This is a genomic window from Micromonospora sp. NPDC005324 (genome assembly GCF_040607155.1).
Lineage (GTDB): Bacteria > Actinomycetota > Actinomycetes > Mycobacteriales > Micromonosporaceae > Micromonospora > Micromonospora trifolii.
In genome coordinates, this window is record NZ_JBEXGE010000048.1 from 22424 (window position 1) to 45775 (window position 23352).

Consider the following 23352-nt stretch of genomic DNA (forward strand, 5'->3'; position numbering starts at 1 on the left):
CATGGCTCGCGCGAGAGATCCCATCGCCGATCTGCGCCGGATCGCGTTCCTGCTGGAGCGGGCGAACGAGGCCACCTACCGGGTACGCGCGTTCCGGTCGGCGGCGAAGGCGCTGGCCGGCCTGCCTGCGGCGGAGCTGAGCGAACGGGCCGGCAACGGCACGCTCACCGAACTGTCCGGGGTCGGTGACGTCACGGCCCGCTGCGTGGCGGAGTCCCTCGCCGGTGAGGAACCGGTCTACCTCCGCCGGCTGGTGGCGACCGAGGGCAGCGACCTGGACGCCGAGGCCACGGCGTTACGCGCCGCCCTGCGCGGCGACTGCCACACCCACTCGGACTGGTCCGACGGCGGCTCGCCCATCGAGGAGATGGCGCTGGCCGCTGTGGAGTTGGGCCACGAGTACCTGGTGCTGACCGACCACTCACCCCGGCTGACTGTGGCCCGAGGGCTGACCGCGGAGCGGCTGCGCCGGCAGCTCAACCACGTGGCGCAGGTCAACGCGGCGCTGCCCGAGGGTTTCCGGATCCTCACCGGGATCGAGGTGGACATCCTCGCCGACGGCTCCCTGGACCAGGACGACGACCTGCTGGCGCGGCTCGACGTGGTGGTCGGGTCGGTGCACAGCGGTCTGAAGGACGAGCGGTCGAAGATGACGCGGCGCATGGTGAAGGCGGTCGCCAACCCGCACCTGGACATCCTCGGTCACGTCACCGGCCGGATGGTGTCGTCCCGCCCGGCCGGGGTGACCGGTCCGGGTGATCGAGGGCACCGCGCGCGTACCCGGGCGGAGAGCGACTTCGACGCGGAGGCGGTCTTCGCCGCCTGCGCCGAGCACGACACCGCCGTCGAGATCAACTCCCGGCCGGAGCGGCAGGACCCGCCGAAGCGCCTGATCCGCCGCGCCCTGGAGGCTGGCTGCCGGTTCGCCATCAACACCGACGCGCACGCGCCCGGCCAGCTCGACTGGCAACGATTCGGCTGTGAACGCGCCGCCCTCTGCGGCGTCCCCGCCGACCGCGTGGTCAACACCTGGTCGGCAGAGCAACTGGTGGCCTGGACGCACAACCGCGCCTGACCAGCCCCCGGCGGTGGTCTGTCAGCGGCGGGCGGGTTCGGCGGCGGGTATGGCGGGTGCGCCGACGCCGACGACCGGGCTGCTCCGGCGGCGACCGAACATCCCCTGCGACACCGCGACCCCGAGCAGCACGATCAGCGCGCCGACCGGTTGGTGCCAGTTGAGTCGTTCGTCGAGCGCCAGAGCGCCGATCAGCACCGCGAAGATCGGAATCAGGTACGTGACTGTGGACGCGGTGCTCGCTCCGGCCAACCGGATGTTGCGCATGTTGATCACGAACGCGAGCCCGGTGCCGAGCGCGCCGAGGGTCAGCACACTTGCCACCACCCCCGCGGACAGCTCGGTGGGCAGCGGCGGCAGGCCGGCGACGAAGGGGGTCACGATGGCCAACTGCGCGGCGGCGAGCAGCAGTTGCGCGGCGGAGAGCGACAGACCCGAGTACGCGCTGCCGGCGACGAACCGCTTCTGGTACGGGATGGCCACGCCGTAGCAGGCCGCCGCCCCGAAGCACATGAGCTGCCCGGTGAAGTGCGCCCCGCCGATGCCCTCCCAGACCCCGAGCACCACCAGCACCCCGACGAAGCCCAGCCCGAGCCCGACCGCACGGCGCACTGTGAGCCGCTCGGTGCGGAAGACCAGCACCGCCAGCGGCAGCACGATCAACGGTGTGGTGGCGTTCCAGATGCCGGCCAGCATCGACTCGACCCGCTGCTCGCCGTAGCCGAAGAGGGTGAACGGCACTGCCACGCCGAAGGCGGCGACCACTGTCAGGTGCGCCCAGACCCGGGGCTCGCGGGGCAGCCGGTCGCGCAGCACGGCGAGGACCACCAGCAGGGTCAACGCGCCGGCGACGACCCGGTAGAGGGTGAGTTGCACCGGGTGCAGCTCGGCCACCCCGATCTTGATGAAGAGGAAGCTGGAACCCCAGATCGCGGCGAGGGCGACGAAGCCGGGCAGCCAGGCGCGAACCGGCGCTCTGTCAGGAGTGGTATCGGTGGTCACCCCTGACACTCTGCCGCAACCGTGCGGCAAAGTCGCGCGCCTTTCGGCCGTCACGCCGTGCCTGAACCCGCAGCTCCAACACGACAAACGTCGGCGACATGGGGGTGGGATGGTCACGTAGGGTCGCAGCGTGGGACGAATTGATGAACTCGCCAACCGCTACGTGGCCGAGTGGGCGCCGTTGAGCCCCACCGGCGCGACCTTCGTCGGCATCGCCGGCCATGACGACCAGCTCGACGACCTCTCGCCCGACGGCTACCTGGCGCGCGCGGACCTCACCCGGCGGACGCTCGCCGAGCTGGACGTGACCGAGCCGGAGACCGAATCGGAACGGACCGCCAAGGAGGCCATGCAGGAACGGCTCGGCCTGGACCTCGCCCGGTACGACGCCGGCGAGGTGACCAGCGAGGTCAGCGTGATCGCCAGCGGGCTGCACGAGATCCGCATGGTGTTCGACCTGATGCCGACCGCGACCAGTGACGAGCAGGCCAACATCGCCGCCCGGCTCAACGGCTTCGGCGCCGCCCTGGAGGGCTACAAGACCACGCTGCGTGAGGCGCTCGCCGCCGGTGAGGTCAGCTCGAAGGTGCAGCTGGTCGAGGTGGCCAAGCAGTGCGACATCTGGGTCGACCCGACCGGTGACAACTTCTTCCACGGGCTGGTCGAGCGGCTCGGGGCGGAGGGCACGCTCGGCGCGGAGCTGCGTCGGGGTGCGGCGGCGGCGACCGCGGCGACCGCCGGGTTCGGCCAGTTTCTGCGTACCGAGATGGCCCCGCACGGGCGGGACAAGCAGGCCGCCGGCCGGGAGCGCTACGAACTCGCCTCGCAGTACTTCCTCGGCGCCAAGATCGACCTGGACGAGACGTACGCCTGGGGATTCGCGGAGCTGGCCCGCCTGGAGGCGGAGATGCGGGTCGTGGCGGGGCGCATCGTCGGCCCCGGTGCCAGCGTCGACGAGGCCGTGGCCACCCTGGACGCCGACCCGGCCCGCACCATCCGGGGCAAGGAGGCATTCCGGGACTGGATGCAGGCGCTGGCCGACAAGGCGATCACCGAGCTGCACGGCACCCACTTCGACATCCCGGAGCAGGTCCGCCGCATCGAGTGCTGCCTCGCACCGACCAGCGACGGCGCCATCTACTACACCGGCCCGAGTGAGGACTTCTCCCGCCCCGGTCGGATGTGGTGGGCGGTGCCGCAGGGCATCAGCGACTTCTCCACCTGGCGAGAGGTGACCACCGTCTACCACGAGGGCGTGCCCGGTCACCATCTCCAGGTGGCGCAGACCGCCGTCCGGGCCGACCTGCTCAACCGTTGGCAGCGGCTGCTCTGCTGGGTCTCCGGGCACGGTGAGGGCTGGGCGCTCTACTCGGAGCGGCTGATGGACGAGCTGGGCTACCTGGACGACCCGGGCGACAAGCTGGGCATGCTCGACGGCCAGGCGATGCGCGCGGCACGGGTCATCGTTGACATCGGCATGCACCTGGAGCTGGAGATCCCGAAGGACAATCCCTTCGGTTTCCACCCGGGCGAGCGGTGGACGCCGGAACTGGGCTGGGAGTTCATGCGGGCGCACTGCCGGGTTCCGGACGAGAACCTGCGCTTCGAGCTGAACCGCTACCTGGGCTGGCCGGGGCAGGCGCCGTCGTACAAGGTGGGTGAGCGGATCTGGCTCCAGGCCCGCGAGGACGCCAAGGCCCGCAAGGGCGCCGATTTCGACCTGCGGGAGTTCCACCGGCAGGCGTTGGACCTGGGCGCGCTGGGTCTCGACCCGCTGCGCCGGGCGCTGGCCCGGCTCTGACCGGGCAGGGCTGCGCGCGCCGACGGTACGACGAGTCCGTCGCCGCGCGCAGCCACACCCCCGAGCCGGGGCTGCTCGCGACCGAGTGCCGATTACGCGGCACTGCGCTCAGCCGAGGGTGAGTGCCAACGCCGGACGGGCGGTCAGCGTGTCGCTGGTGATGTACGCCAGGTCGATGGTGGGGTCGGTGAACGTGATCGGGATGGGCGAGGTGATCGGAAGGCCGTCCGGTAGCGGCAGATCCGGAGTCAGCGTGATCTTGACGCCGAGCAGTCGGCCGACGAACCGGGTCGCGTAGAAGGCCACGTCTCCCCTGACGGTCAACTGATTGGTCGCGTACCGCTGGTCGCGCCCTGCGGGGCCGTCGGCCCGCAGCAGGAAGTCGGTGGTCACCGCCTCCCGCATGCTGAACTTCAGCACCTTGAGGTCGCCCTTCACGGTGTGCAGGTCGGTGATGCCCTCGAACCGCAGCCCGCTCATCCGCACCGACGAGCCGGTGAGCTTCGACGGCGTCTGGGCCACAGTCGGCAGGGTCGGATCGGCGGCGATCCGCGGTAGTGGCTTGCCCGGCTGCACGCTTCCCGGCTTTTCTGCCGCGCCGGGCTTGCCCGGGGCCGGCTTGCCCGGTGGCTGCGCCGGGCAGTCGGTGGGGCCCGGACGGGGCGTCGCCGCGCTGGTCGGCCGGCCTGCCGGCGTGCTGGTCGGCCGGCCTGCCGGCGTGCTGGTCGGCCGGCCTGCCGGCGTGGCAGTGGGGCGCACCGAGGGCGCGGGGTCCTCTCGGCCTCCGAGGCCGAGCAGATCGCCGATTCCGCCCAGGATGTCGGTGATCACGTTGCCGCCCTGCGCCGAGCTCGGAGCGGGCGCCGGCGTGGCCGCGCTGCGGCTGGGCGACGGCGTGACGACCCGGGGCGGCGTGGGGCAGCCGGTCGAGGACGGTCGGCTCGGCGCGGCCTGCACCGCTCGGGGCTGGCCGGCCAGCCCGACGGCAGCCAGGCCGAGGATCACGAGAGCGATGGCGAAGGCTCGCGGATCAGCGGCACCCCTCGGCCGATCGGACGGCACATCGTCGTCGGACGCCCGGATCGGGGTCCAGGCGAAGGCGAGCGCGCTGCCGACGATGCCGAGCAGCAGACCGACGAAGAAGCCGCCGAGGTTGAGCCCGATCAGCGAGTACACGGCGGTGACCGCCGCGACGACCGAGTAGAACAGCCGCTGCGCCGGGGTGAACCAGAGCAGCAGGCCACAGGTCACCAGGATGATCGGTATCAGCAGCGAGAGCAGTCCGGTCGCGCCGCTGTGGAAGCTGAGACCGTTGAGGGTCATCCGGGTGGAGGCGAACATCTCCAACCCGGCCAGGGCGATGAGCAGTCCGCCCCAGAACGGCCGGCTGCGCTGCCAGCGGCGGAAGAGCCGCCACGCCTGAGCCGGACCACCGGGCCGGGCGTGGGACGGGTTCGCGGTTGTCACGTACTCCTCCTGGCCGAGCGGGGACGGGACCGGGTGGGGATGGGGGCCTGGGCCCGGCCCGCGGTGCTGACCACCACGGGCCTCGGCTCAGCTCAGAAGCACTCCTTGCCCTTGGCGTCGTCACCCACGTTGACCTTGAGTCGGAGGCCGACCAGGTTGAACGTGGCCGCCGTCGTGTAGTGGGACACCTGTTGCAGGTTGGTGATGGTGACGTGGTCGGAGTTCTGGCCGAACGAGCCGGCCTGCGCCGTCGGGTTCAGGTCGGTGGCGTCCCGACCGATCCTGATGTTGGTGAAGGTCGCGTTGCCGTTCAACGAGTCCATCGCGATCAGCAGATCCTTGGCGCGGGCGGGTTCCTTGCCCTCGCCGGCGTTGATGGTGAGCACCACCGGCAGTCCCGGCAGGTCGGCGCGCACGGACTGACACAGGCTGTACAGCTCGGCGCTGCTGATCTCGGAGAGGGCGATCGGGTGGACCTGGCCGGACTTCCCGTCCTTGCCCTTCTCGCGGACGATGCCGCCGTACTGCTTGAAGCCGTCGCCCTCCAGGCGGTCGGCACCGATTTTGAACGTCTGTCCGGAGACGGTGATGTCGGACGCGATGGCGCCGGTCGACATTCCGAAGAGGATGGCGCCGGCAGCCGCCGTGGCGGGCACCATCATGGCGGCGAACCGCCACCATCGGGTACGACCCTGACTGTCCAACCGATCCTGCATGGGTTCCTCCTCGGGTCGATGCGCGCGAGTGGCCGGTCCCGAGCGGGCGGCCAGCACTGCAAGCCCGCGTTCTGTTACCGGCTGGTAACCATCGGGCTTGATGGTGCACCCGTTGCGGCGCAGGTCACAACCCCCTGATTACCGGGCGGTAACAGTCGGGCGAGCAGGCGGAGGTGAACAATCACGGAAAGTGAGCGCGCTTGCCCTTCGCAACCCCCCTATATGGCCACAGGAAGGGCGCAAGCGATGGCGGCATCAGCGTACGGTGACGCTACATTGACCAATTACAATCAAGTAACAAATGTAAAGCGCACAGGTCGTGCGGGTTGCCACACGGCCGAGGGGCGGACCGCCAAGCGGTCCGCCCCTCGGGTCGTACGTTCGGTCGTACGCGCGTCAGCGCTGCTCCACCTCGCCCGGAGCCGGCCGCTGGGTCGGCACCGTCGGGTCCTCCGACTTCCAGTTGGTCGAAGCCGGCGGGATCTCGTCGGTCAGTGGCCCGCCGACCGGCTGCGGCCTGGGCTGCTCGACGGTGTCCGTGTCGCGCACCGGCTCCTGGTCCACCCGGGTCGGCGTCGGGTCGTCGACCGCCGGCTCGGCGCGGTGCCGGGCCGCCCCACCCTCGGGCCGGGTCACCAGCCACACACCGAAGACGACAGCGATCAGACCGAGGACACCAGCGACAATCGGGCCCCAGAAACTGATCAGGCCGATCTTGAAGCGGTTGTCCTTGACCGTCTCGACACTGCGGCTGACCGTGTCGTCGGTGTAGTTGAAGTCCGCGTCCAACAGCACGGTGGGGGTGCCGGTGTTGGGGCGCAACTCCTTGTGCTGCTGCTCCCGGACGTTCACGTAGGAGCCGGTGACCGGGTCCACCCAGAGCGTACGAATGTTGCTGTAGACGACCTGGCCGCTGGTGGCGCCTGGCGCGAACTTGCCAACCAACGTCTGGATGCTGCTCTCCGGGGTGGCCAGCACCTCGTTCTCGATCCGCTGCTCGAAGCGGTACGCCTCGATGCCCTTGATCTTCTCGGTGCCGACGAACTTGGCCGGGACAGCGCGCTTCAGGTCACGGTCGAAAACCTGGTAGTCGCGCTTGTCGGTGCCGAACGGGAACTTGTAGATCTGGCCGGCGTACTTCACGTTGCCGACCGGAGTCCCATCCGCCCCGGTCTCGTTGAGCCACTGGTCCTTCCACGAGGCGGCCGCACCGGAGATCCGGTAGAGAGCGAGTTCGGTGCTGTACTGGCTGACCACGTCCTGGTTGTCGGTGCGCCGGACCGTCTGGTAGACGTCCCAGATCACCGCGTCGCCCTTGAGGTCCTTGGGCAGCCGATCCCTGGTGTCGTCGGGCTGTGGAATGACCTCCACATTGGACACGAGATCGCCCTGCGGAACCTCGATGCTCACCGAGCTCCCGGTTGCCGTGATCTTCAGGAACCTGGCGTTCTTCGCCTCGGCGACGGACGTCGTCGGCTCAAGATCGTAGGGGAGCTTGGTCACGGCGGGGGCCACGTAAAACGGCAGCCCGGCCGCGAAGACCAGCAATAAGACGCCAAGCCCGAAGAGCGCGGCGCCCACGCGAAGCTTCACTCATCCTCCTGTAACCTGCCGCCCTACGACCTGTTGTCCGGGGCACCCGATCCTTAACATGGCGGGAGGTTACTCCCCGGTCACCTTCAAAGCGACCCCCTGGATGTCCAGATGTCCACAGCCGCCGCGCCAACAGTTTCGGAGCCTTCGGTAACCGGCCGACTTCCCGCCCTCGACGCGCTGCGAGCAATCGGCGCGGTGGCGGTCGTCGGTCACCACGTCGGGTTCCAGACCGCCGTCACCATGAACACCACCTGGGGCGGCTGGCTGGCTCGACTGGACGTCGGCGTCGCCATCTTCTTCGTACTGTCCGGGTTTCTGCTGTTTCGGCCGTGGGCGCTCAGCGCTGCGACGGGCCGGGCCCGGCCCCGCGCCAAGCGCTACCTGTGGCGGCGAGCCCTGCGCATCCTGCCCGCCTACTGGTTGGCGATCGCGGTCTGCCTGATCGTCCTGCCGCAGAACGGCAAGGCGTCCGTCGGGGACTGGATCCGCCAACTCACCTTCACCCAGATCTACCAACCCGGGCAGTTGCGCGCCGGGCTCAGCCAGACCTGGAGCCTCGCCACCGAGGTCGTGTTCTACCTGATCCTGCCGCTGGTCGCCGTGCTCGCCGTCGGCCGGTCCTGGCGTCCTGTCCGAACCATCGTGATCGTCAGCGGGAGTGCGCTGCTGACCGCTGCGTGGCTCATCCTGATGGGGCTCGGCTGGCTCGACACCGCCCTGCACACCATGTGGTTCCCCTCGTACGCCGCCTGGTTCGGCACCGGCATGGCACTGGCGGCGGCGCACGTCGCCCTGCGCACCGGGACCGCGCCCGGAGCCTTCCGGGTCCTGGACGACCTGGCGTCGGCACCGGTCACCTGCTGGGCCGCCGCCGTCGGCCTGATGGCGATCGCGACGACGCCCGTCGCCGGCCCCCGCGACCTCGCCGAGCCGACGGCCGCCGAGTTCGGCGTCAAGCTGGCCCTGTACCTCGTGATCGCGGCGCTGATCCTGATCCCGGTGGCCTTCGGCGGGCCGAGCCGGGCCAAGGAGGTCTTCGGCAGCTCGCCCGCCCGGTGGCTCGGCGCGGTCTCGTACGGACTGTTCCTGTGGCACCCCATGGTCATCGAACTCATCTACCTGGTCGCCGATCGACAGCTGTTCACCGGCGGACTGCTCAGCACCTTCGCCCTCACCATGGCCTTCGGCCTGGTGTACGCCGCGGTCAGCTACTACGGCGTCGAGCGGCCCCTGCAACTGCTCGGCTCGCAGGGGCGGCGCCGATCAACCGGGCGTGGGCAGACCTCCGGGACCCCCGTCACCGACGTGCCCGCACCGGCCACCACACCGCCGACCGTCGCGGCTGGCACTCCGGTGCCCACTGTCGGCGGGTAGCGCTCAGCGCTGCCCCATCGGGGCATTGCCGGCCGGCCTACCAGCCCCTAATGTGACGCGGGTCGCTAAATTACTTGAGAGTAGGGTTCGCGTGGAGCGTCGCTTCGGCATGCCCGGACACGTGCTGTTCATCAACTGGCGAGACACCCGAAACCCCGAGGGTGGCGGTTCCGAGGTGTACGTCGAGCGGATCGCCGCCGAACTGGTGGCGCGCGGATTCCGCGCGACTCTCTTCTGCGCGGCCCACAGCCAGGCTCCCGCCGACGAGATCAACGAGGCGGGCGTACGGCTGGTGCGGCGCGGCGGTCGACACAGCGTCTACCTCTGGGCGGCGCTCTGTTACGTCGCGGGCGCGCTGGGCATCGGCCCGCTGGCGGCCCGCCGCGGCGGCCGGCCCGACGTCCTGGTCGACGTCTGCAACGGGTTGCCGTTCCTCGCCCCGCTGTGGGCACGACGCCCGGTGGTCAAGCTGATCCACCACGTGCACCGCGAGCAGTGGCCGGTGGTTCTTCCACAGTGGGCGGCCCGGTTCGGCTGGTGGATCGAATCGTCGCTCGCCGTACGCCTCTACCAGCGGTGCCGGTACGTCACGGTCTCCGAGGCGACCCGCCGAGAGTTGGCAGTGCTCGGCGTGCCACCGGAGCAGGTCTCCGTGGTGCACAACGGCACCCCGACGCTGCCCCACACCGACGCCGAGCGGGCGTCGTTCCCGCTGCTGGTGACGCTGAACCGGCTGGTGCCACACAAGCGGGTGGAGGTGGCGCTGCGGGCCGTCGCGGCCCTCGCCGACGAGCTGCCCCAACTACGTCTGGTCGTCGCCGGCCAGGGCTGGTGGGAGTCGCACCTGCGTGAACTCGCCGCGGAGCTGGACATCACCGAGCGGGTGGACTTCCGGGGCTTCGTGACCGAGGAGGAGAAGGCCGCACTGCTCGCCTCGGCCTGGGTGGCCCTGACCCCGTCCCTCAAGGAAGGCTGGGGGCTCACGATCGTGGAGGCGGGTTCGGCGGGCACCCCGACTGTGGCGTTCCGGGCAGCGGGCGGAGTCGCCGAGGCGGTCGTCGACGGGCGTACCGGCCTGCTGGCCGACGACATCGACGACTACCTGATGAAGGTGCGCACGCTTCTGCACCAGGATGAGCTGCGGCGGGAGATGGGCGCCCAGGCCCGGGAGCACGCGGCCAGCTTCACCTGGCAGGCTGCGGGTGGGCGCTTCGAGGCGATCCTCAAGGGTGTGGAGTCGCCCCGCCCAGTGCAGCAGCGGGGCGAGCCGTCCTACCTGTCGCCGTAAACCGCGGGGGCGTACGGGTCTTTCTTTCCGGCCCGCTTGGCCGCCTCCGAGACGAGCTTGGCCTCCTTTGCGGCCTCCTCGTCGGTGGCGGTCGCGGCGGCCGAGATCCCACCGAGAGCCAGGATCCCCAGCAACGCCGCCACCAGGCCAGACACGACCAGGGTCAGAGCTCTACGCATGCCAATCCTCCAATGGCGAGACGTGCGAGCGGACGTTACCACGCGGTAGCTCGCCGGTGTAGTGCCGAAACGGCGGCAGCGATGACCACCAGAAGGGCAGCGCTGAGGGCCGCCACCACCGCCAGTCGGGCCGGCCCGGACCCGCCCGAATCCCGCACCGTCGCCGGGTTGCGGTACAGCGTGAGGAACGGTCCGTCGTGGACGCGCACCAGGCCGCCGAGCACCTGAGAATCCACAGCGCCGGAGACCTCGTGCTGCACCAGGACCCAGCGCACCCCAGTGGTCCAGACCGGCCGCCCCTCGGCCAGCGCCTGGCGCACCTCACGGACGCGCGGGTTCTCGCCGGCCACGGCGACGTCGCCGACCCGGAGCGTGTCGTCGGTCAGCACCGTCCCCGGCAGGTAGCGGGGCGCCGGGTCCAGGACGACCCGGCCAGGGTTCCACGGGTACGCCCGGTACGCGCTCAGCGGCAACGCGAGGATCTCCCCCGGCTCCTCCTCGATGTGCTTGGCCACCCGCTGCCACTCCGCCGGATAGCTCACCGGACGAAGCCGACCGACACCGCCGAACGCGAGGTCCGGCAGGACGGCCACCGGCAGGAACAGCAGCCCGACCAGGACCACCCCGGCCACCTCCCGGTCGATCCGGGCCACCAGCCGCTCGGCCCCCAACGCCGCGCACACCACCAACAGCAGGGCGTACGGCGCCAGGAACTTCTGGCCGTCTCGCAGCAGCCCCGCGCCCGGCAGGTGCACCACCGCCCAGCGCAGCGCGGCATCGCCGCCGGGGAGCAGCCCGAAGGCGGCGAGCAGACACCCGGTCCCGGCGAGCACCGCCAGCCGCGCCGCGACACCCGGGGGCAGCCGGCGCCGCAGCAGGGCCGCACCGACGCCGGCCAGGATCAGCAGCACCACTGTCGCCACCGGCACCAGCGGCGCGGCGCGACTGGCCGGGGTGGCCTGTGCGCTCCAGATGCCGCCGGTCCCGGCCAGCGCCACCAGCGGGCCGGCCCAGTTCTCCGAACGCACAGCGAACGCCGCCACCCCCGCCGGGTCCGAGGAACCGCCGGCACCGGTGACCACTGCCGCGACCACCCAGGGGGCGTTGAGCACCCCGACCGCGGCGAACGCCTGCCGGGCCCGGTGCGGATGCATCCGCTGCGACACCAGCAGCGACCGGGGCGCGCGCATCCGGTCCGACGCCAGCACCAGCACCGTGCCCAGCGCGATCAGACCGCCGGTCGGCGTGATGGCGGCGGGAGCGGCGGCGAGCACCACCCGGGCGAGCGCGCCGTCGCGCCCGGCCCGCAGGTCCAACGCCGCCCGCACCAGCCAGGGCAGCGCGGCGTACGCGAGCAGCAGCCCCCACTGCCCGATCAGCAACCGCTCGGCGAGGTAGGGCGTCCACGCGTACGCCACCGCGGCGAACAGCCGGACCGTGCGCCGGTCGGTCGGCACCAGCCGGCCGGCGCCGACCGCCGCGAGGAAGACCGCCCCGGCGAGCGCCAGCCGCTGCACCAGCCAACCCGGCACGACCTGGGTGACCAGCGAGACCAGTGCGTCCATCGGCACCGCCCGGGGCAGACTCTGCGCCGGGGCGACCAGATCCCAGGTCAACGGCTGCCGGGGTACGAACACCATGTCGTACAGCAACGCGTAGCCGGGCGCCGCCAGCGGGGCCAGCACCACCACAGTGACCGCCGCCGCGACCGCGTACAGCGACAGCGTGTCCCGCGCCCGCCGAACCGGTGCGGCCTCGACGCCGTCGGTCGGCTCAACCATTCACGATGCCGGCACCGCCCGGCCGACGGTGATCAGCTCGGTACACACCCCGACCCCTGGCGTCCGTACGATGACCTCGACGGCGTCCCCCGCACCCTCCAGCAGGAAGAACAGGTCGTTCAGACCGCGTCGCAGGGTGATCTCGCGCGTGGCGTCGCCGAGCCGGAACAGCGCTGTCGAGTCACCCGAGCTGAGGTAGCCGAAGTGCACCACGTACGGCCACTCCACCAGGTACCCGTCCAACGGGATCCGAGTGGGTTGACCGCCCTGGGCCAGGTGCCCGCAGCCGTCCACCGGACCGGGCACGATCTTTCGTCCCTCGACCACCACCGGACGGATCCGGCCGAGGTCATCGAAGGTCGACGGCCGCGCGGCCTCCGTCACGAAGGTGGGTCGACGCTCGGCCGGGCGGAAGAAGTGCGACTGGCGATTGTCCGGCCAGAAGTAGCCGGCGACGACCCGGTCCGGGACTGCGGTGTCGAAGAAGACGGTGCCCGGCGGCGCCGCGGCGAGTTCGACCTGCGTCGTCGCGAGATAGTCCCGCCCGTACTTCGTACTCCAGTTGTCGCCGAAACGGGCAGTGCTCCACAGGGTGCCCACGCCAATTGTCGCCAGGACGACGATCATCGAGACCAGGCCGACCGCGAACGCGCCGGGCTCCCGCAGGACCGTCGGCACCGGCCACGCCGACACCTCGTCCTCGTCGGTGTCCCTGATCCCCAGCAGGGCCGCGCCGACACAGATCGCGGCGACCAGCACCACGTCGGCCACGTACCGGGGGACGACGCCGACCAGTGGGCCGAGCGGGCCGCCCAACCGGGTGACGGCGAAGAGCGTGGCGACCAGACCGAGGTAGGAGGTGAGCAGCAGCCAGGCTCGGCCGGCCGACGGCCGCCGCCGGACGGTGACCACGACCAGCGTCGCCAGCACCGCCCAGGACAACCACTTGGCGATGTCGTACGGGTCGGCGAGCGGAGGACCGTCACCGGCGTAGCTCCAGCGCCACGGACCTCCGAGCAGACCCGGCACCACTGTCTTGCCGACCAGGTCGCCGAGGAAGTTGAGGACCGGACCGACGGACGAGGGTTCGTCCAGCTCGCGGGCAGCGGGTCGGGTCAGGTAGAACGCCAGGTATCCCCCCGACAGCGCGCTGAGCATCAGCCAGGCCGGCCAGTGCCGGCGGACCGCCGTCGCGAGACTGCGCCACACACCACCGGAGGTGAAGAGAAAGACGGTCAGCAGGAACAGCAGCGGCACGATCAGCAGGGACTTGGTGTCGAAGAGCAGGCCGAACACCAGCCAGAGCGCGACCGCCACGAGGTGCCGCAGGCGACCGGTCCGCACGTACCGGACCTGGGCTGCCACCGCCATGACCAGTGCCAACTGCATCGGCAGCACGAGCAGCCCGACCAACCACAGCGAGGAGACCTCAAGCGTCAGCGGGCTGAACACGAACAGGCACAGCGGGATGAGCAGGCCCCAACCGGGCCGGAGCAGGTCGCGTAGCAGCCGGTAGACAGCGAGCCCGGTCGCCGCCTGACCAACAGCCAGCAGCAACACCCACGGCCAGGTGGCGAAGCCCGCCGCCCGCACCATCGCCCACGCCACCAACAGGCCGCCGGGCATGAGGTGGTTGTTGAACGTACGCAGGAGATAGTCCGCGTCCAGGCCGGTGTCGAGAACCTGGGCGGCGATGACGAACTCGTCCTGCGAGAACCAGCCACGGGTGGCGAGGCCGGCGCGCCAGGCAACGGACATGGCGATGAGGGCGATCGCCACGGCGCGAACGGCGTCGGCGCGGAGCCATCGGCCGATCGGCCCCGGCCCGCCGCCATCGGACGCGACGCGTTCCGGATGCGTCTCGGCCTCAGCTTCTGGCATTGACATGGTCGGCAGCCTGCCACACGCTTACACGCCGTGGGGACGGCCGTTCTCCCGATAACGCCACCGCAGCGCCCCTGGTCGCCCGTCCGTGCCCGGTCCGGATAACGTCGCGCGACAGTCGTCGGCTGCAGGTGCGCGTCCGGCCGTGAAGACAGGAGCCGAAATGCGTGCAGAGGTGGCCAGTGGCGCCGCTCCGGGGTCCAGCCGGAGCCGGCACACGGCCCGACGGTTCCGGCACCTGGTCATCTGCATCGCGCTCACCGCCCTCGCCTTCCAGCAGGCCCCGGGCCAGGTCGTCCCGGACACCAAGGTCGACCTGTTCGTCAACCCGGCCGGGTGGCTGCTCCGCTCGCTGCACCTGTGGGACCCCACCGGCACGTTCGGCCAACTACAGAACCAGGCGTACGGCTATCTCTGGCCGATGGGCCCGTTCTTCCTGCTCGGGTCGGAGTCCGGTCTCGCGCCGTGGGTCGTGCAGCGGCTGTGGTGGGCACTGCTCTTCTGTGTCGCCTACCTGGGGGCCGTGCGCCTGGCGGGCAGGCTCACCATCGGAACGCCCGCCGGGCGCATGATCGCCGGCGTCGCCTTCGCGCTGTCACCGCGCATCCTCACCCAGCTCGGCTGGTCCTCGGTGGAAGCCTGGCCCAGCGCCGTCGCCCCCTGGGTGCTCATTCCACTGGTCGGCCTCGCCGCCGGCACGCGACTGCGACGCGCCGTCGCCGCGTCGGCCATCGCCGTCGCCTGCGCCGGTGGGGTGAACGCCACTGCCGTGTTCGCTGTGGTGCCACTCGCCCTGCTCTGGCTCGCCACCCTCCAGCCCGTACGCTGCCGCGCCACCGCCATCGCCGCCTGGTGTGGCGCGGTGGCCCTGGCCACCGCGTGGTGGCTGGTTCCGCTGCTGGTCCTCGGGCGGTACAGCCCACCCTTCCTGGACTACATCGAGACCGCCCAGAACACCACGAGCGTCACCGACGCGGCGACCACGCTGCGTGGCGCCTCCTACTGGGTCGCCTACCTGGCCTCCCCGTTCGGACCGACAATCCCGTCCGGTGCGCGACTCGCCAACGAGGCGGTGCTGGTCGCCGCCACCCTGGCGGTCGCCGCCCTCGGTGTGCTCGGGCTGTCCCGACGGGGGATGCCGCACCGCCGGTTCCTCATCACCGGTCTGGTGCTCGGCGTCGCGCTCGTCGGGCTCGGGCACGTCGGCGACCTGCCGAACATCCTCGCCGGACCACAGCGGGAGTTCCTCGACGGCGTCGGCGCACCCCTGCGCAACGTGCACAAGTTCGACGTCCTGCTCCGCCTACCCCTGTGCCTGGGCATGGCGCACCTGATCGGGCTGGCCGTCCGGGCCGCGCGCACCGCGCCCGCCCGGCACCGTTCGCGAACCGTCGCCCGCGCCTGGCTGACCGCCGGCGCCGCCATCGTCACCGTCACGGCGGTCGCCACCCCCGCCCTCGCGGGCGGTCTCGCCACTCCGGGCAGCGTCAAGGAGGTGCCCGGCTACTGGCACGACGCCACCGACTGGCTCGACGCGAACACGGGGCGCGGACGGGTGCTCGTCGTGCCCGGGGCACGCTTCCCGTCGTACGACTGGGGCAACACCACCGACGAGATCACCCAGCCGCTGCTCAACAGCCGGTGGGCGGTGCGCAACGCCATCCCCTTCACTCCGCCGACCACGATCCGGCTGCTGGACGCGATCGAGTCGACGCTCGCCACCGGCGCCGGGTCGACCGGCCTGGCGGACCTGCTGGCCCGATCCGGAATCAGCCACGTCCTGTTCCGCGCCGACCTCGACCATGGCCGCTCCGACACGGCCCGCCCAGCGGTGGTCCGCCAGGCGCTGGAGCGCTCACCGGGGTTGACCCGCGTCACGTCCTTCGGCCCCCTGCGCGGCGGGCCCTCGTCCCCCGACGAGTTCCGCGACCATGGGCTCGACGTGCCCGTCCGGGCGCTGGAGGTCTACCGGGTCGACCGGCCCGTCGAGCCGGTGGTCGCCTACGACCGGACCGACGTGACAACAGTGGTGGGCGGCCCAGAATCACTGCTCGACCTCGCCGCGGCGGGGCAGCTCGGCTCGGCGCCCACCATCCTGGCCGGCGACGCGCCGACCGCCGAGGTCGCCGGGCCGGTGGCGATGACCGACGGGCTGCGCAGACGCGACGTGTCGTTCGGCGGACTGCGCGACAACACCTCCCAGACGCTGACCGCCGACGACACCTTCGAGGTCGACGCGCCCGCCCACGACTACCTGCCCGAGTGGGGCGCCCAGCACTCCACCGTCGCCCGTTTCGAGGGCATCAACGCGATCCGCACCTCCACCGCCCGCTCGCAGGTGGACTCCCCCGGCGGCGCCCGCCCCGAGCACCAGCCGTACGCGGCGATGGACGGCAACCCGACGACCTCCTGGCAGTCCGCGCCGTACTCACCCAGCGACCAGCAGTGGATCGAGGTGGGCCTCGCCAACCCGACGACTGTCACCCGGGTCGAGGTGTGGTTCGACCTGAAGGCCGATGCCCTGCCCACCACTGTGACCGTCAGCGCCGGGTACGAGAGCAGCACCATCGAACAGTTCAGCGACCACATGGTGTTCGAACTGCCCGGCGTGCACGCCACCCGCGAGGTCCGGGTCTCGGTCGACAGCGCGTACGACCTGCGCCCGTTGGGAAACGGCTCGGTCGGCATCGCCGAGATCAAGATTCCGGGCATTCAGACCAGCCGCACCCTGGTCCTGCCCGCCGCACCCGTCACCGATCGGCCGGCGACCGTCGTCGTGTCGGCGGCACCCACCACGCCGGCCTGCTTCTCCGTCGACGGGCACCCGCGCTGCTCCACCGACACCATCCGTGGTTCCGAGGACGCGTCCACCATCGACCGGACAGTGACCCTGCCGGCGGCCGGCGCGTACGACGCCGAGCTGTGGGCGCGGCCCACGGCCGGCCCCGACCTGGACAACGCCCTCGACAAGTTGGTCACCGACGCGCAGCCGCTGCGCCTCGCGGCGCAGATCAGCGCCTCCTCGACGGCAGTGCCCGACCCGACCGGCCGCGCCGGGGCGGCGCTCGACGGGAACCCCGCCACCAGCTGGTCACCGGCGATCGACGACGAGGCACCGATCCTGCGTCTGAAGTGGCTCAAGCCGCAGACCATCACCGGGCTCCGCTTCTCGGTCGACGACAAGACAGCCGCCACCCGTCTCGGCAGTGTGCGGGTGGTCGGCGACGACGGCTTCCGCAGCAGCCTTCTCGGCGACGACGGGCTGCTCCGCCTGGACCCGCCGATGCGCACCGACGAGATCACCATCCAGTTCCTCGACAAGCCGTCCGCCACCAGCACCGACCCGTACAAGCTGCGGTTGCCGGAGAAGTTGCCCATCGCGGTCGGCGAGGTGACGGTGCTGCCCGGAGCGCCCACCGTCGGACCGCGCCCCGACACACCCCTGGCGCTGGCCTGCGGATCGGGGCCGACGCTCCAGATCGGCGCGGCACGGGTGACCACCACGCTGCGCGGCACGCTCCGCGACCTGCTGGACATGCGCGAGATGCCGGTGACACCATGCGGCCGGGCCACGCCCCGGCAGCTCGACCTGGGCCGTGGGGAGCACCGCATCGTCGCCACCCCGAGCCAGCTGGCCTCACCCACCCGGGTCGCCCTGGTGCCCCGGACGCCCACGCAGGCCACGACAACCCCGCCGGCCGCCAGCGCCACCGAGATCGAATCCTGGGCAGCCACCGAGCGACGGGTACGGGTGGCCAGTCACCAGGTCGACCGGGTGCTCGCCGTGCGGGAGAACACCAACACCGGCTGGCAGGCCACCCTCGGCGGGCGGACGCTGAAACCACTGGTGGTGGACGGGTGGCAGCAGGGCTGGATCATTCCCGCCGGCGCCTCCGGGGAGGTGCTGTTGCGTTTCGCCCCGGACACCCCGTACCGGGCGGGGCTTCTCCTCGGCGGCACCCTGCTCGCGGTGGTGGTCCTGCTCGCGGTGCTGCCCGCCCGACAGCCCGCCGGGGGAACCTCGGCGACCGCCGTACCGCGCGGCCGACGCCGAGTCACCCGCTCGCTGCCGCTGCTGGCCGTCGGGGCCGCCGCGCTGGTGCTGTGGAGCGGCCTCATCGGCGGTCTGCTGGTCGCTGCGGGATTCATGCTGGCGGTACCCGGCCCACGTCGCCTGCCCTGGCCGGCCGACCCACGTCGGGCCAGGAAGATCAGCCGGGCCGTCGAGACCTGGCTTCCCGGCGCGCTCGTCCTGCTCGCCGGGTTGCTCTACCTCGACTCGACGCGGCGGAACAGCGACGCGCTGGTGCAACTCACGATCGTCGTCGCAGTGGGTGCCCTCTGGCTCTCCACCGCCGCCCGACGACGGCCCGTACGCTCGGCCAGGCCGACCGCCGCGACCTCAGCGGTCCCGGCGGCCGTGCTGGTCGCGGAGGACCCGAAGCCGGACGCCGCCGAGCCGGTTGCGGCCGAGCAGGACGCCAGCGAGCCGGACCCGGCCGAGCACGACGCGACCGAGCCGGCGAGGACCGGCCCGTCGGCCGGGCCAGCCGACGGGCAGCCTCCGACCTTCTCCGAGATCACGTGAGCCCGCGACGACCCGTCCGTCGGGAGACGGCGGCCCAGACGGAGCTGACACGCGGCTGGAGTACCGGCCTCGGCGCTGCCGGGGTCAGCGTCACGGTGGCCGGGGTTCTCGTCAACGGCCTCGCCTACCTGGTGCCGGTGCTGGCCGCCCGGCGGCTCGACCCGGCCGACCTGAGCGCGCTCGCCACCGCCCTGGGTCTGGTGGCCATCGTCGGTGTGCCCGGGCTCGGCCTGCAGCTGGCCGTCGCCGTGCACCGCTCCCGGCACGGCGCCTCCGACACCCGGCGGCTCACAGCCGTCACCGCCGCCGTGAGCGCGGGAACCCTCGTCGCGGCGACACCACTGCTGGTCAGCGCCTTGGATCTCCCGGTCGAGATGCCCGCGCTGCTGGCGGTCACCACCGCGGCGATAGTGCTCTCCTCGCGGTCCCTCGGGGAGTTGCAGGGCGGCCAGCGCTTCGTACGACTCGCCATCGGGATGGCAGTGCTCGCCGCCGGCCGCTACGGCGGCGTGATCGCCGGGTTGCTGCTCGGCGCGGGACCGACCGGTGCGCTGGCGGTCGGCGCGTTGACCGCCGCCCTCACCCCGGCGGTGCTGGCCCGGCTCGCCCGTGAGCCCGAACGATCGTCCACCGCCCCGCGGCTGACCGCCGCCCAGGTCGTTGCCGGCTGCGGTGCGACACTGGCGATGCTCGTCGTCTCCTACGCCGATCTGCTACTGGCCCGCCAACTGCTGTCCCCGTCGGATTCCGGGGCGTACTCGGTCGGCACCGTCCTGAGCAAGGGGGCGCTCTGGGCGCCGCAGGTCGCCGCCGTTCTCGCCCTACCGCGGCTGGCCCGCGGTGACCGACGCAGCCGGACGGTTGCGCTCGCGGTGACGGGCGGGTGTGGCCTGGTGCTGGTCCTCGCCTCGACGCTCGCCGGAGGGCTCGCCTTCCGCCTCGCCGGTGGGCCCGACTACGACCACCTGGGCCGCTACGCGCCCCTCTTCGCGGCGGTCGGTGCGCTCTACGCGGTGACGTTCGTGCTGCTCAACGACCGCCTCGCGGCCGGCGCACGCTGGGCGGCGGCACCGCTGTGGGTGGGCGTGGCCGGCCTGGTGGCCGTCACCGCGACCCTCCGGCCGCACAGCGTCCCCGGTCTTCTCCTCGCAGCCCTGGGCACTGCCATCGTCACCACCGCGCTGATGGCGGTGACGCCCCGTCGGCCCGCGCCGGTCCCGGCGACCGAGCCGACTAGCCCTCCGCGAGCCAGTCCGTCAGCAGTCGGTGGTCGATCGAATCCACCCGACCCAGCGGACGACCCGAGGCCGCCCGGTCCCGCAGCTCCGCCCGGGTGAACCACCGGGCCTCCAGCAGCTCCTCGCCGTCCACGCGTACCTCGTCGGAGGTGGCGGTGGCCCGGAAGCCCACCATCAGGCCGGCGGGGAACGGCCACGCCTGTGACCCCTGGTAGGTCACGTCGGTGACTGTCACGCCCGCCTCCTCGCCCATCTCCCGACGGACCGCGTCCTCCAGGCTCTCGCCGATCTCGACGAAGCCGGCCAACGTCGAGTACGCGTCCTCTGCCGCGCCCGCGTGCCGGGCCAGCAGACAGTGCCCCGACCGACCGGGTGCCTCGACCAACACGATGATCGCCGGCTCGATCCGGGGGAACAGCAGACGCCCGCACTCCGTCCCGGTGCAGGTCCGCAGGTGCCCGCCGCCGTCGGCGACGGCCGGCGCGCCGCACGTCCCGCAGAATCGCTGCTGCCGGTGCCAGTGGAGCAGACCCCTGGCGTACGCGTGGACGGCCGCGTCGCCGGGTTCGAGCCGCCCGACAAGTGCTCGCACGTCGACGGACCGCACCGCACCGGCCATCTCGACGGCGGACCGCTCGGGGAGCGCGGAGAGGTCCGCGGCGAAAACGGCGGTCTCCCCATCGAGCCCCAGGAAGACGGTCTCGTCGGCGGCGGACCGGACCAGCGCCGCGCGCTCCGCGCTGAGCCGAACCGGCCCGTGCCCGTCGACGAGACAACGGTCCCGCCACATCGGCAACAGCACTGTGGTCGACTCGGTGAGCAGCGCGCCCAACCGCGTCGGATCGGCGCGCAACGGGCCCGCCCGGTCCAGCGATCCGCCCCCGTACGCCAACACCCGCTCCGCAGTGTCCACCCGGTCACCGTGCCACGTCGGCGGTCCGCCGTCGGCACCGCCCCCGGACCGGTGCGACACGCCGAACGACACGCGGTAGCAGCGCCTGGTGGGCGCAGCCACCGAGGACGGCCGGGCATTCGTTACCGTAGGTGCCTCCGGGAGGGAGGACCTCCCGCGGCACCCTGGCGATCGAGGTTGCAGTGACGCTGTACGGCGAAAACAGTCCACCCGCCGACGACCGGCCCACCGTGCAGGTCACCGCGGTCACCTGGCCGGACGATGGACCTGAGCCGGTCACCACTGCCGCTCCCGGCGCGCCGGACGGGGGCCCGCGTCGGGTCCGGATGCTGCTCGCTGCCGGCATCACCGGTGGCGTCCTCGCCGCCGTGGCGGGCGCCGGCGCCTGGGCGTACGCCGGTGACGTTCCCCGTGGCACCAGCGTGCTCGGCACCGAACTGGGCGGCCGGAGCCGTGCGGACGCCGACCGGGAGTTGCGGGCGGAGCTGGACCGGCGGGCGGCAACGCTCGCCACGCCGCTGAAGGTCACCGTCGACGGACGCACCGCCGAGATCAACCCGGCCGACGTGGGGCTGACCGTCGACGTGCCGGCGACCGTCGCGGCAGCCGCTGAGGCGGACGCGCACCCGGTCAGCCGGTTGGTCGGCTCCCGCACCGTCGAGCCGGTGGTGACCGTCGACGTGGGCCGGTTGGACGACGCGCTCCGTAAGGTGCTCGGCGACCAGGCCCAGGGTATGACGATGCCGGCGATCACCTATCAGGGCACCACGCCGAAGGTCGTGCAACCCAAGCCCGGGCTGGCTCTGAACCCGGAGCGGTCCGCCGAGGTGGTCCGCGCCGGCTGGTTGGCAGGCGCTCCGGTCACCGTGCCCCTGATGGAGACCCACCCGGCGACCACCCCGGAGGAGTTGGACCGGATGGTCAGCGAGCTGGCGAAGCCGGCCGTCGCCGCCCCGGTCACCCTGCGCACCAACAAGGGCCAGGTGACGATCCCGCCCGCCGCTATCGCGAAGAGCCTCCGGTTCGGCGCCGACAAGACCGGCGAGCTCACCCCCTCGCTGGACGTCAAGCGGCTGAGGACGGCGCTCGGCGAAAGGCTGGCCGCCATCGAGGTGCCACCGAAGGACGCCACGATGACGATTTCCGGTGGCCGGCCCACTGCCAAGGAGGGGCGATCCGGGCAGCAGCTGGACACGGCGGCCCTCAGTCGAGACCTGCTGGCCGTGCTACCCAAGGCGGACGGCCGCGAGGTGACCGGCGAGTTGAAGCCGACGCCGCCGCAGCTGACCGGGGAGAAGCTCGCCGGCCTGGGCATCAAGGAGCGGGTGTCGACCTTCACCACCCGGTTCACCGGCGGCATGACCTCGTCGCGCAGCCAGAACATCGCGACCATCGCGAGGAAGGTGGACGGCACTGTCGTGCTGCCCGGCAAGACGTTCTCACTCAACGGGCACACCGGCGAGCGCGGCTACGCCCAGGGCTATCGGGACGCACCTGTCATCCTCGACGGCAAGCTGGTGCCGGGCGTAGGCGGCGGCACCTCGCAGTTCACCACCACGCTGTTCAACGCGACCTACTACGCCGGCCTGGAGGACGTCGAGCACAAGCCGCACTCGTACTGGTTCGACAGGTACCCGGCGGTCATCGAGTCGACCATCTTCTGGCCCAATCTGGACTTCAAGTTCCGCAACGACACCGAATACGGCGTGCTCATCGACACCTCGTACACGTCCAGCACGATCACCGTGTCCATCTGGAGCACGAAGATCTACGACAGCGTGAAGACCGAGTACGGGCCACGCCGCAACATCACGACGCCGAAGCAGATCCACCTGGCTCCCGGCCCCTCGTGCATCGAGACCAACGGCATCAACGGCTTCGCCCAGGACGCCTTCCGGGTCATGAAGAAGGACGGCGCGGTGGTGAAGCGGGAGAAGTTCACCTGGCGCTACGACGCGGAGCCCCGTTACGTCTGCGGCCCGAAGACGTCCTGAGGCCCTCACCCGCTCCGGGTCAGCTCAGGTCCGGGGTCAGCTCGGCCGCGTTGCCGCCGTGCCCATTGCGCTTGCCGCCCTGCGGTGGCATGGGCACCGTGCGAGTCTCCTGCACCCGGATCTCGGCCCGGAACCGATGCGCCGCGGGGTGCCACATCTCCTCGAACGGACCCATTACCTCGCCACCGATGCCACGACGACGGACCCGGGACGCGAGCCGCCAGAGGGTGCCCAGGACCGCCGCCACGCAGCCCGCGAACACCACAAATATCAGGACCCCATCCACAGGCTGGGCCTAGCCCCGGGCGCCAGGCCCAGCCCTGGACCGTAGACCGATGACCACTGGTTCGGTCTATGGAGAAACGCAGATTAGGCCACCCCCGGTGGGGGTGGCCTAATCTGGAAGATTGTCCGGCGGCGTCCTACTCTCCCACACCCTCACGAGTGCAGTACCAT

The 23352-nt window shown here is 71.6% G+C and carries 15 protein-coding genes and 1 pseudogene; 7 read left to right on the forward strand and 9 right to left on the reverse strand.

From position 1 onward, the window contains the following. Position 1 precedes the first annotated feature (1 nt). Positions 2-1075, forward strand: a complete 1074-nt coding sequence (locus tag ABZS40_RS32495; RefSeq protein WP_354947934.1) for a PHP domain-containing protein — start codon at positions 2-4, stop codon at positions 1073-1075. 21 nt (positions 1076-1096) lie between these two features. On the opposite strand, the gene ABZS40_RS32500 is transcribed toward ABZS40_RS32495, so the two are convergent. Further along, positions 1097-2077 carry a DMT family transporter gene (locus tag ABZS40_RS32500; RefSeq protein ID WP_354947935.1) on the reverse strand — a complete coding sequence of 327 codons (981 nt, stop codon included), beginning with the start codon at positions 2075-2077 and terminating at the stop codon, positions 1097-1099. A gap of 130 nt (positions 2078-2207) precedes the next feature. Here ABZS40_RS32500 and ABZS40_RS32505 point away from each other — a divergent pair, with 130 nt between their 5' ends. Further along, a complete protein-coding gene (locus tag ABZS40_RS32505; protein WP_354947937.1) occupies positions 2208-3878 on the forward strand; it encodes a DUF885 domain-containing protein in 1671 nt (556 codons plus the stop codon). Positions 3879-3986: 108 nt separating this feature from the next. Here the strand turns inward: ABZS40_RS32505 and ABZS40_RS32510 are convergent, their stop codons facing one another. The 3 genes from ABZS40_RS32510 to ABZS40_RS32520 all read right to left on the reverse strand — a co-directional run bounded on the left by ABZS40_RS32510 (position 3987) and on the right by ABZS40_RS32520 (position 7654). Continuing rightward, a complete protein-coding gene (locus ABZS40_RS32510) occupies positions 3987-5345 on the reverse strand; it encodes a DUF6114 domain-containing protein (protein ID WP_354947939.1) in 1359 nt (452 codons plus the stop codon). Between the two features lie 92 nt (positions 5346-5437). Next, complete coding sequence (locus ABZS40_RS32515; protein ID WP_354947941.1) at positions 5438-6061, reverse strand: DUF6230 family protein; 624 nt, start codon at positions 6059-6061, stop codon at positions 5438-5440. A 396-nt stretch (positions 6062-6457) separates the two neighbouring features. Then, positions 6458-7654: a DUF3068 domain-containing protein gene (locus ABZS40_RS32520; protein ID WP_354947942.1), complete on the reverse strand. Its 1197-nt coding sequence runs from the start codon at positions 7652-7654 to the stop codon at positions 6458-6460. Positions 7655-7765: 111 nt separating this feature from the next. Here ABZS40_RS32520 and ABZS40_RS32525 point away from each other — a divergent pair, with 111 nt between their 5' ends. Together ABZS40_RS32525 and ABZS40_RS32530 are read left to right on the forward strand one after the other, a co-directional pair. Next, the gene (locus ABZS40_RS32525; protein ID WP_354947944.1) at positions 7766-9031 is read left to right on the forward strand and encodes an acyltransferase; all 1266 of its coding nucleotides are present in this window, start codon (positions 7766-7768) and stop codon (positions 9029-9031) included. Positions 9032-9140: 109 nt separating this feature from the next. Continuing rightward, positions 9141-10319 (forward strand): glycosyltransferase family 4 protein, encoded by a 1179-nt coding sequence (locus tag ABZS40_RS32530; RefSeq protein WP_354947960.1) that lies wholly within the window; start codon positions 9141-9143, stop codon positions 10317-10319. Here the strand turns inward: ABZS40_RS32530 and ABZS40_RS32535 are convergent. From ABZS40_RS32535 to ABZS40_RS32545, 3 genes are read right to left on the reverse strand one after another with little or no spacing between them, the layout of a single operon-like run. Then, positions 10304-10498, reverse strand: coding sequence for a hypothetical protein (locus tag ABZS40_RS32535; RefSeq protein ID WP_196920206.1), 195 nt, complete (start codon positions 10496-10498; stop codon positions 10304-10306). The two genes, ABZS40_RS32530 and ABZS40_RS32535, sit on opposite strands and share 16 nt — an antisense overlap. 35 nt (positions 10499-10533) lie before the next feature. Next, entirely contained in the window at positions 10534-12279 is a 1746-nt protein-coding gene (locus ABZS40_RS32540; protein ID WP_354947946.1) for a hypothetical protein, read from the reverse strand. Continuing rightward, complete coding sequence (locus ABZS40_RS32545; RefSeq protein ID WP_354947947.1) at positions 12280-14166, reverse strand: hypothetical protein; 1887 nt, start codon at positions 14164-14166, stop codon at positions 12280-12282. Positions 14167-14326: 160 nt separating this feature from the next. On the opposite strand from ABZS40_RS32545, the pseudogene ABZS40_RS32550 reads away from it, so the two are divergent. Then, a pseudogene (locus ABZS40_RS32550) lies at positions 14327-18517 on the forward strand (alpha-(1->3)-arabinofuranosyltransferase); the annotation flags it as partial. Positions 18518-18795: 278 nt separating this feature from the next. Next, positions 18796-20088, forward strand: coding sequence for a polysaccharide biosynthesis protein (locus ABZS40_RS32555; RefSeq protein ID WP_354947962.1), 1293 nt, complete (start codon positions 18796-18798; stop codon positions 20086-20088). Here the strand turns inward: ABZS40_RS32555 and nudC are convergent. Next, a complete protein-coding gene (gene nudC / locus ABZS40_RS32560) occupies positions 19985-20902 on the reverse strand; it encodes an NAD(+) diphosphatase (protein ID WP_354947949.1) in 918 nt (305 codons plus the stop codon). The genes ABZS40_RS32555 and nudC overlap by 104 nt on opposite strands. 182 nt (positions 20903-21084) lie before the next feature. On the opposite strand from nudC, the gene ABZS40_RS32565 reads away from it, so the two are divergent. Next, the gene (locus tag ABZS40_RS32565; protein WP_354947951.1) at positions 21085-22896 is read left to right on the forward strand and encodes a VanW family protein; all 1812 of its coding nucleotides are present in this window, start codon (positions 21085-21087) and stop codon (positions 22894-22896) included. A gap of 19 nt (positions 22897-22915) precedes the next feature. Here the strand turns inward: ABZS40_RS32565 and ABZS40_RS32570 are convergent, their stop codons facing one another. Beyond that, positions 22916-23182, reverse strand: a complete 267-nt coding sequence (locus tag ABZS40_RS32570; RefSeq protein ID WP_354947953.1) for a hypothetical protein — start codon at positions 23180-23182, stop codon at positions 22916-22918. Positions 23183-23352: the final 170 nt, after the last annotated feature.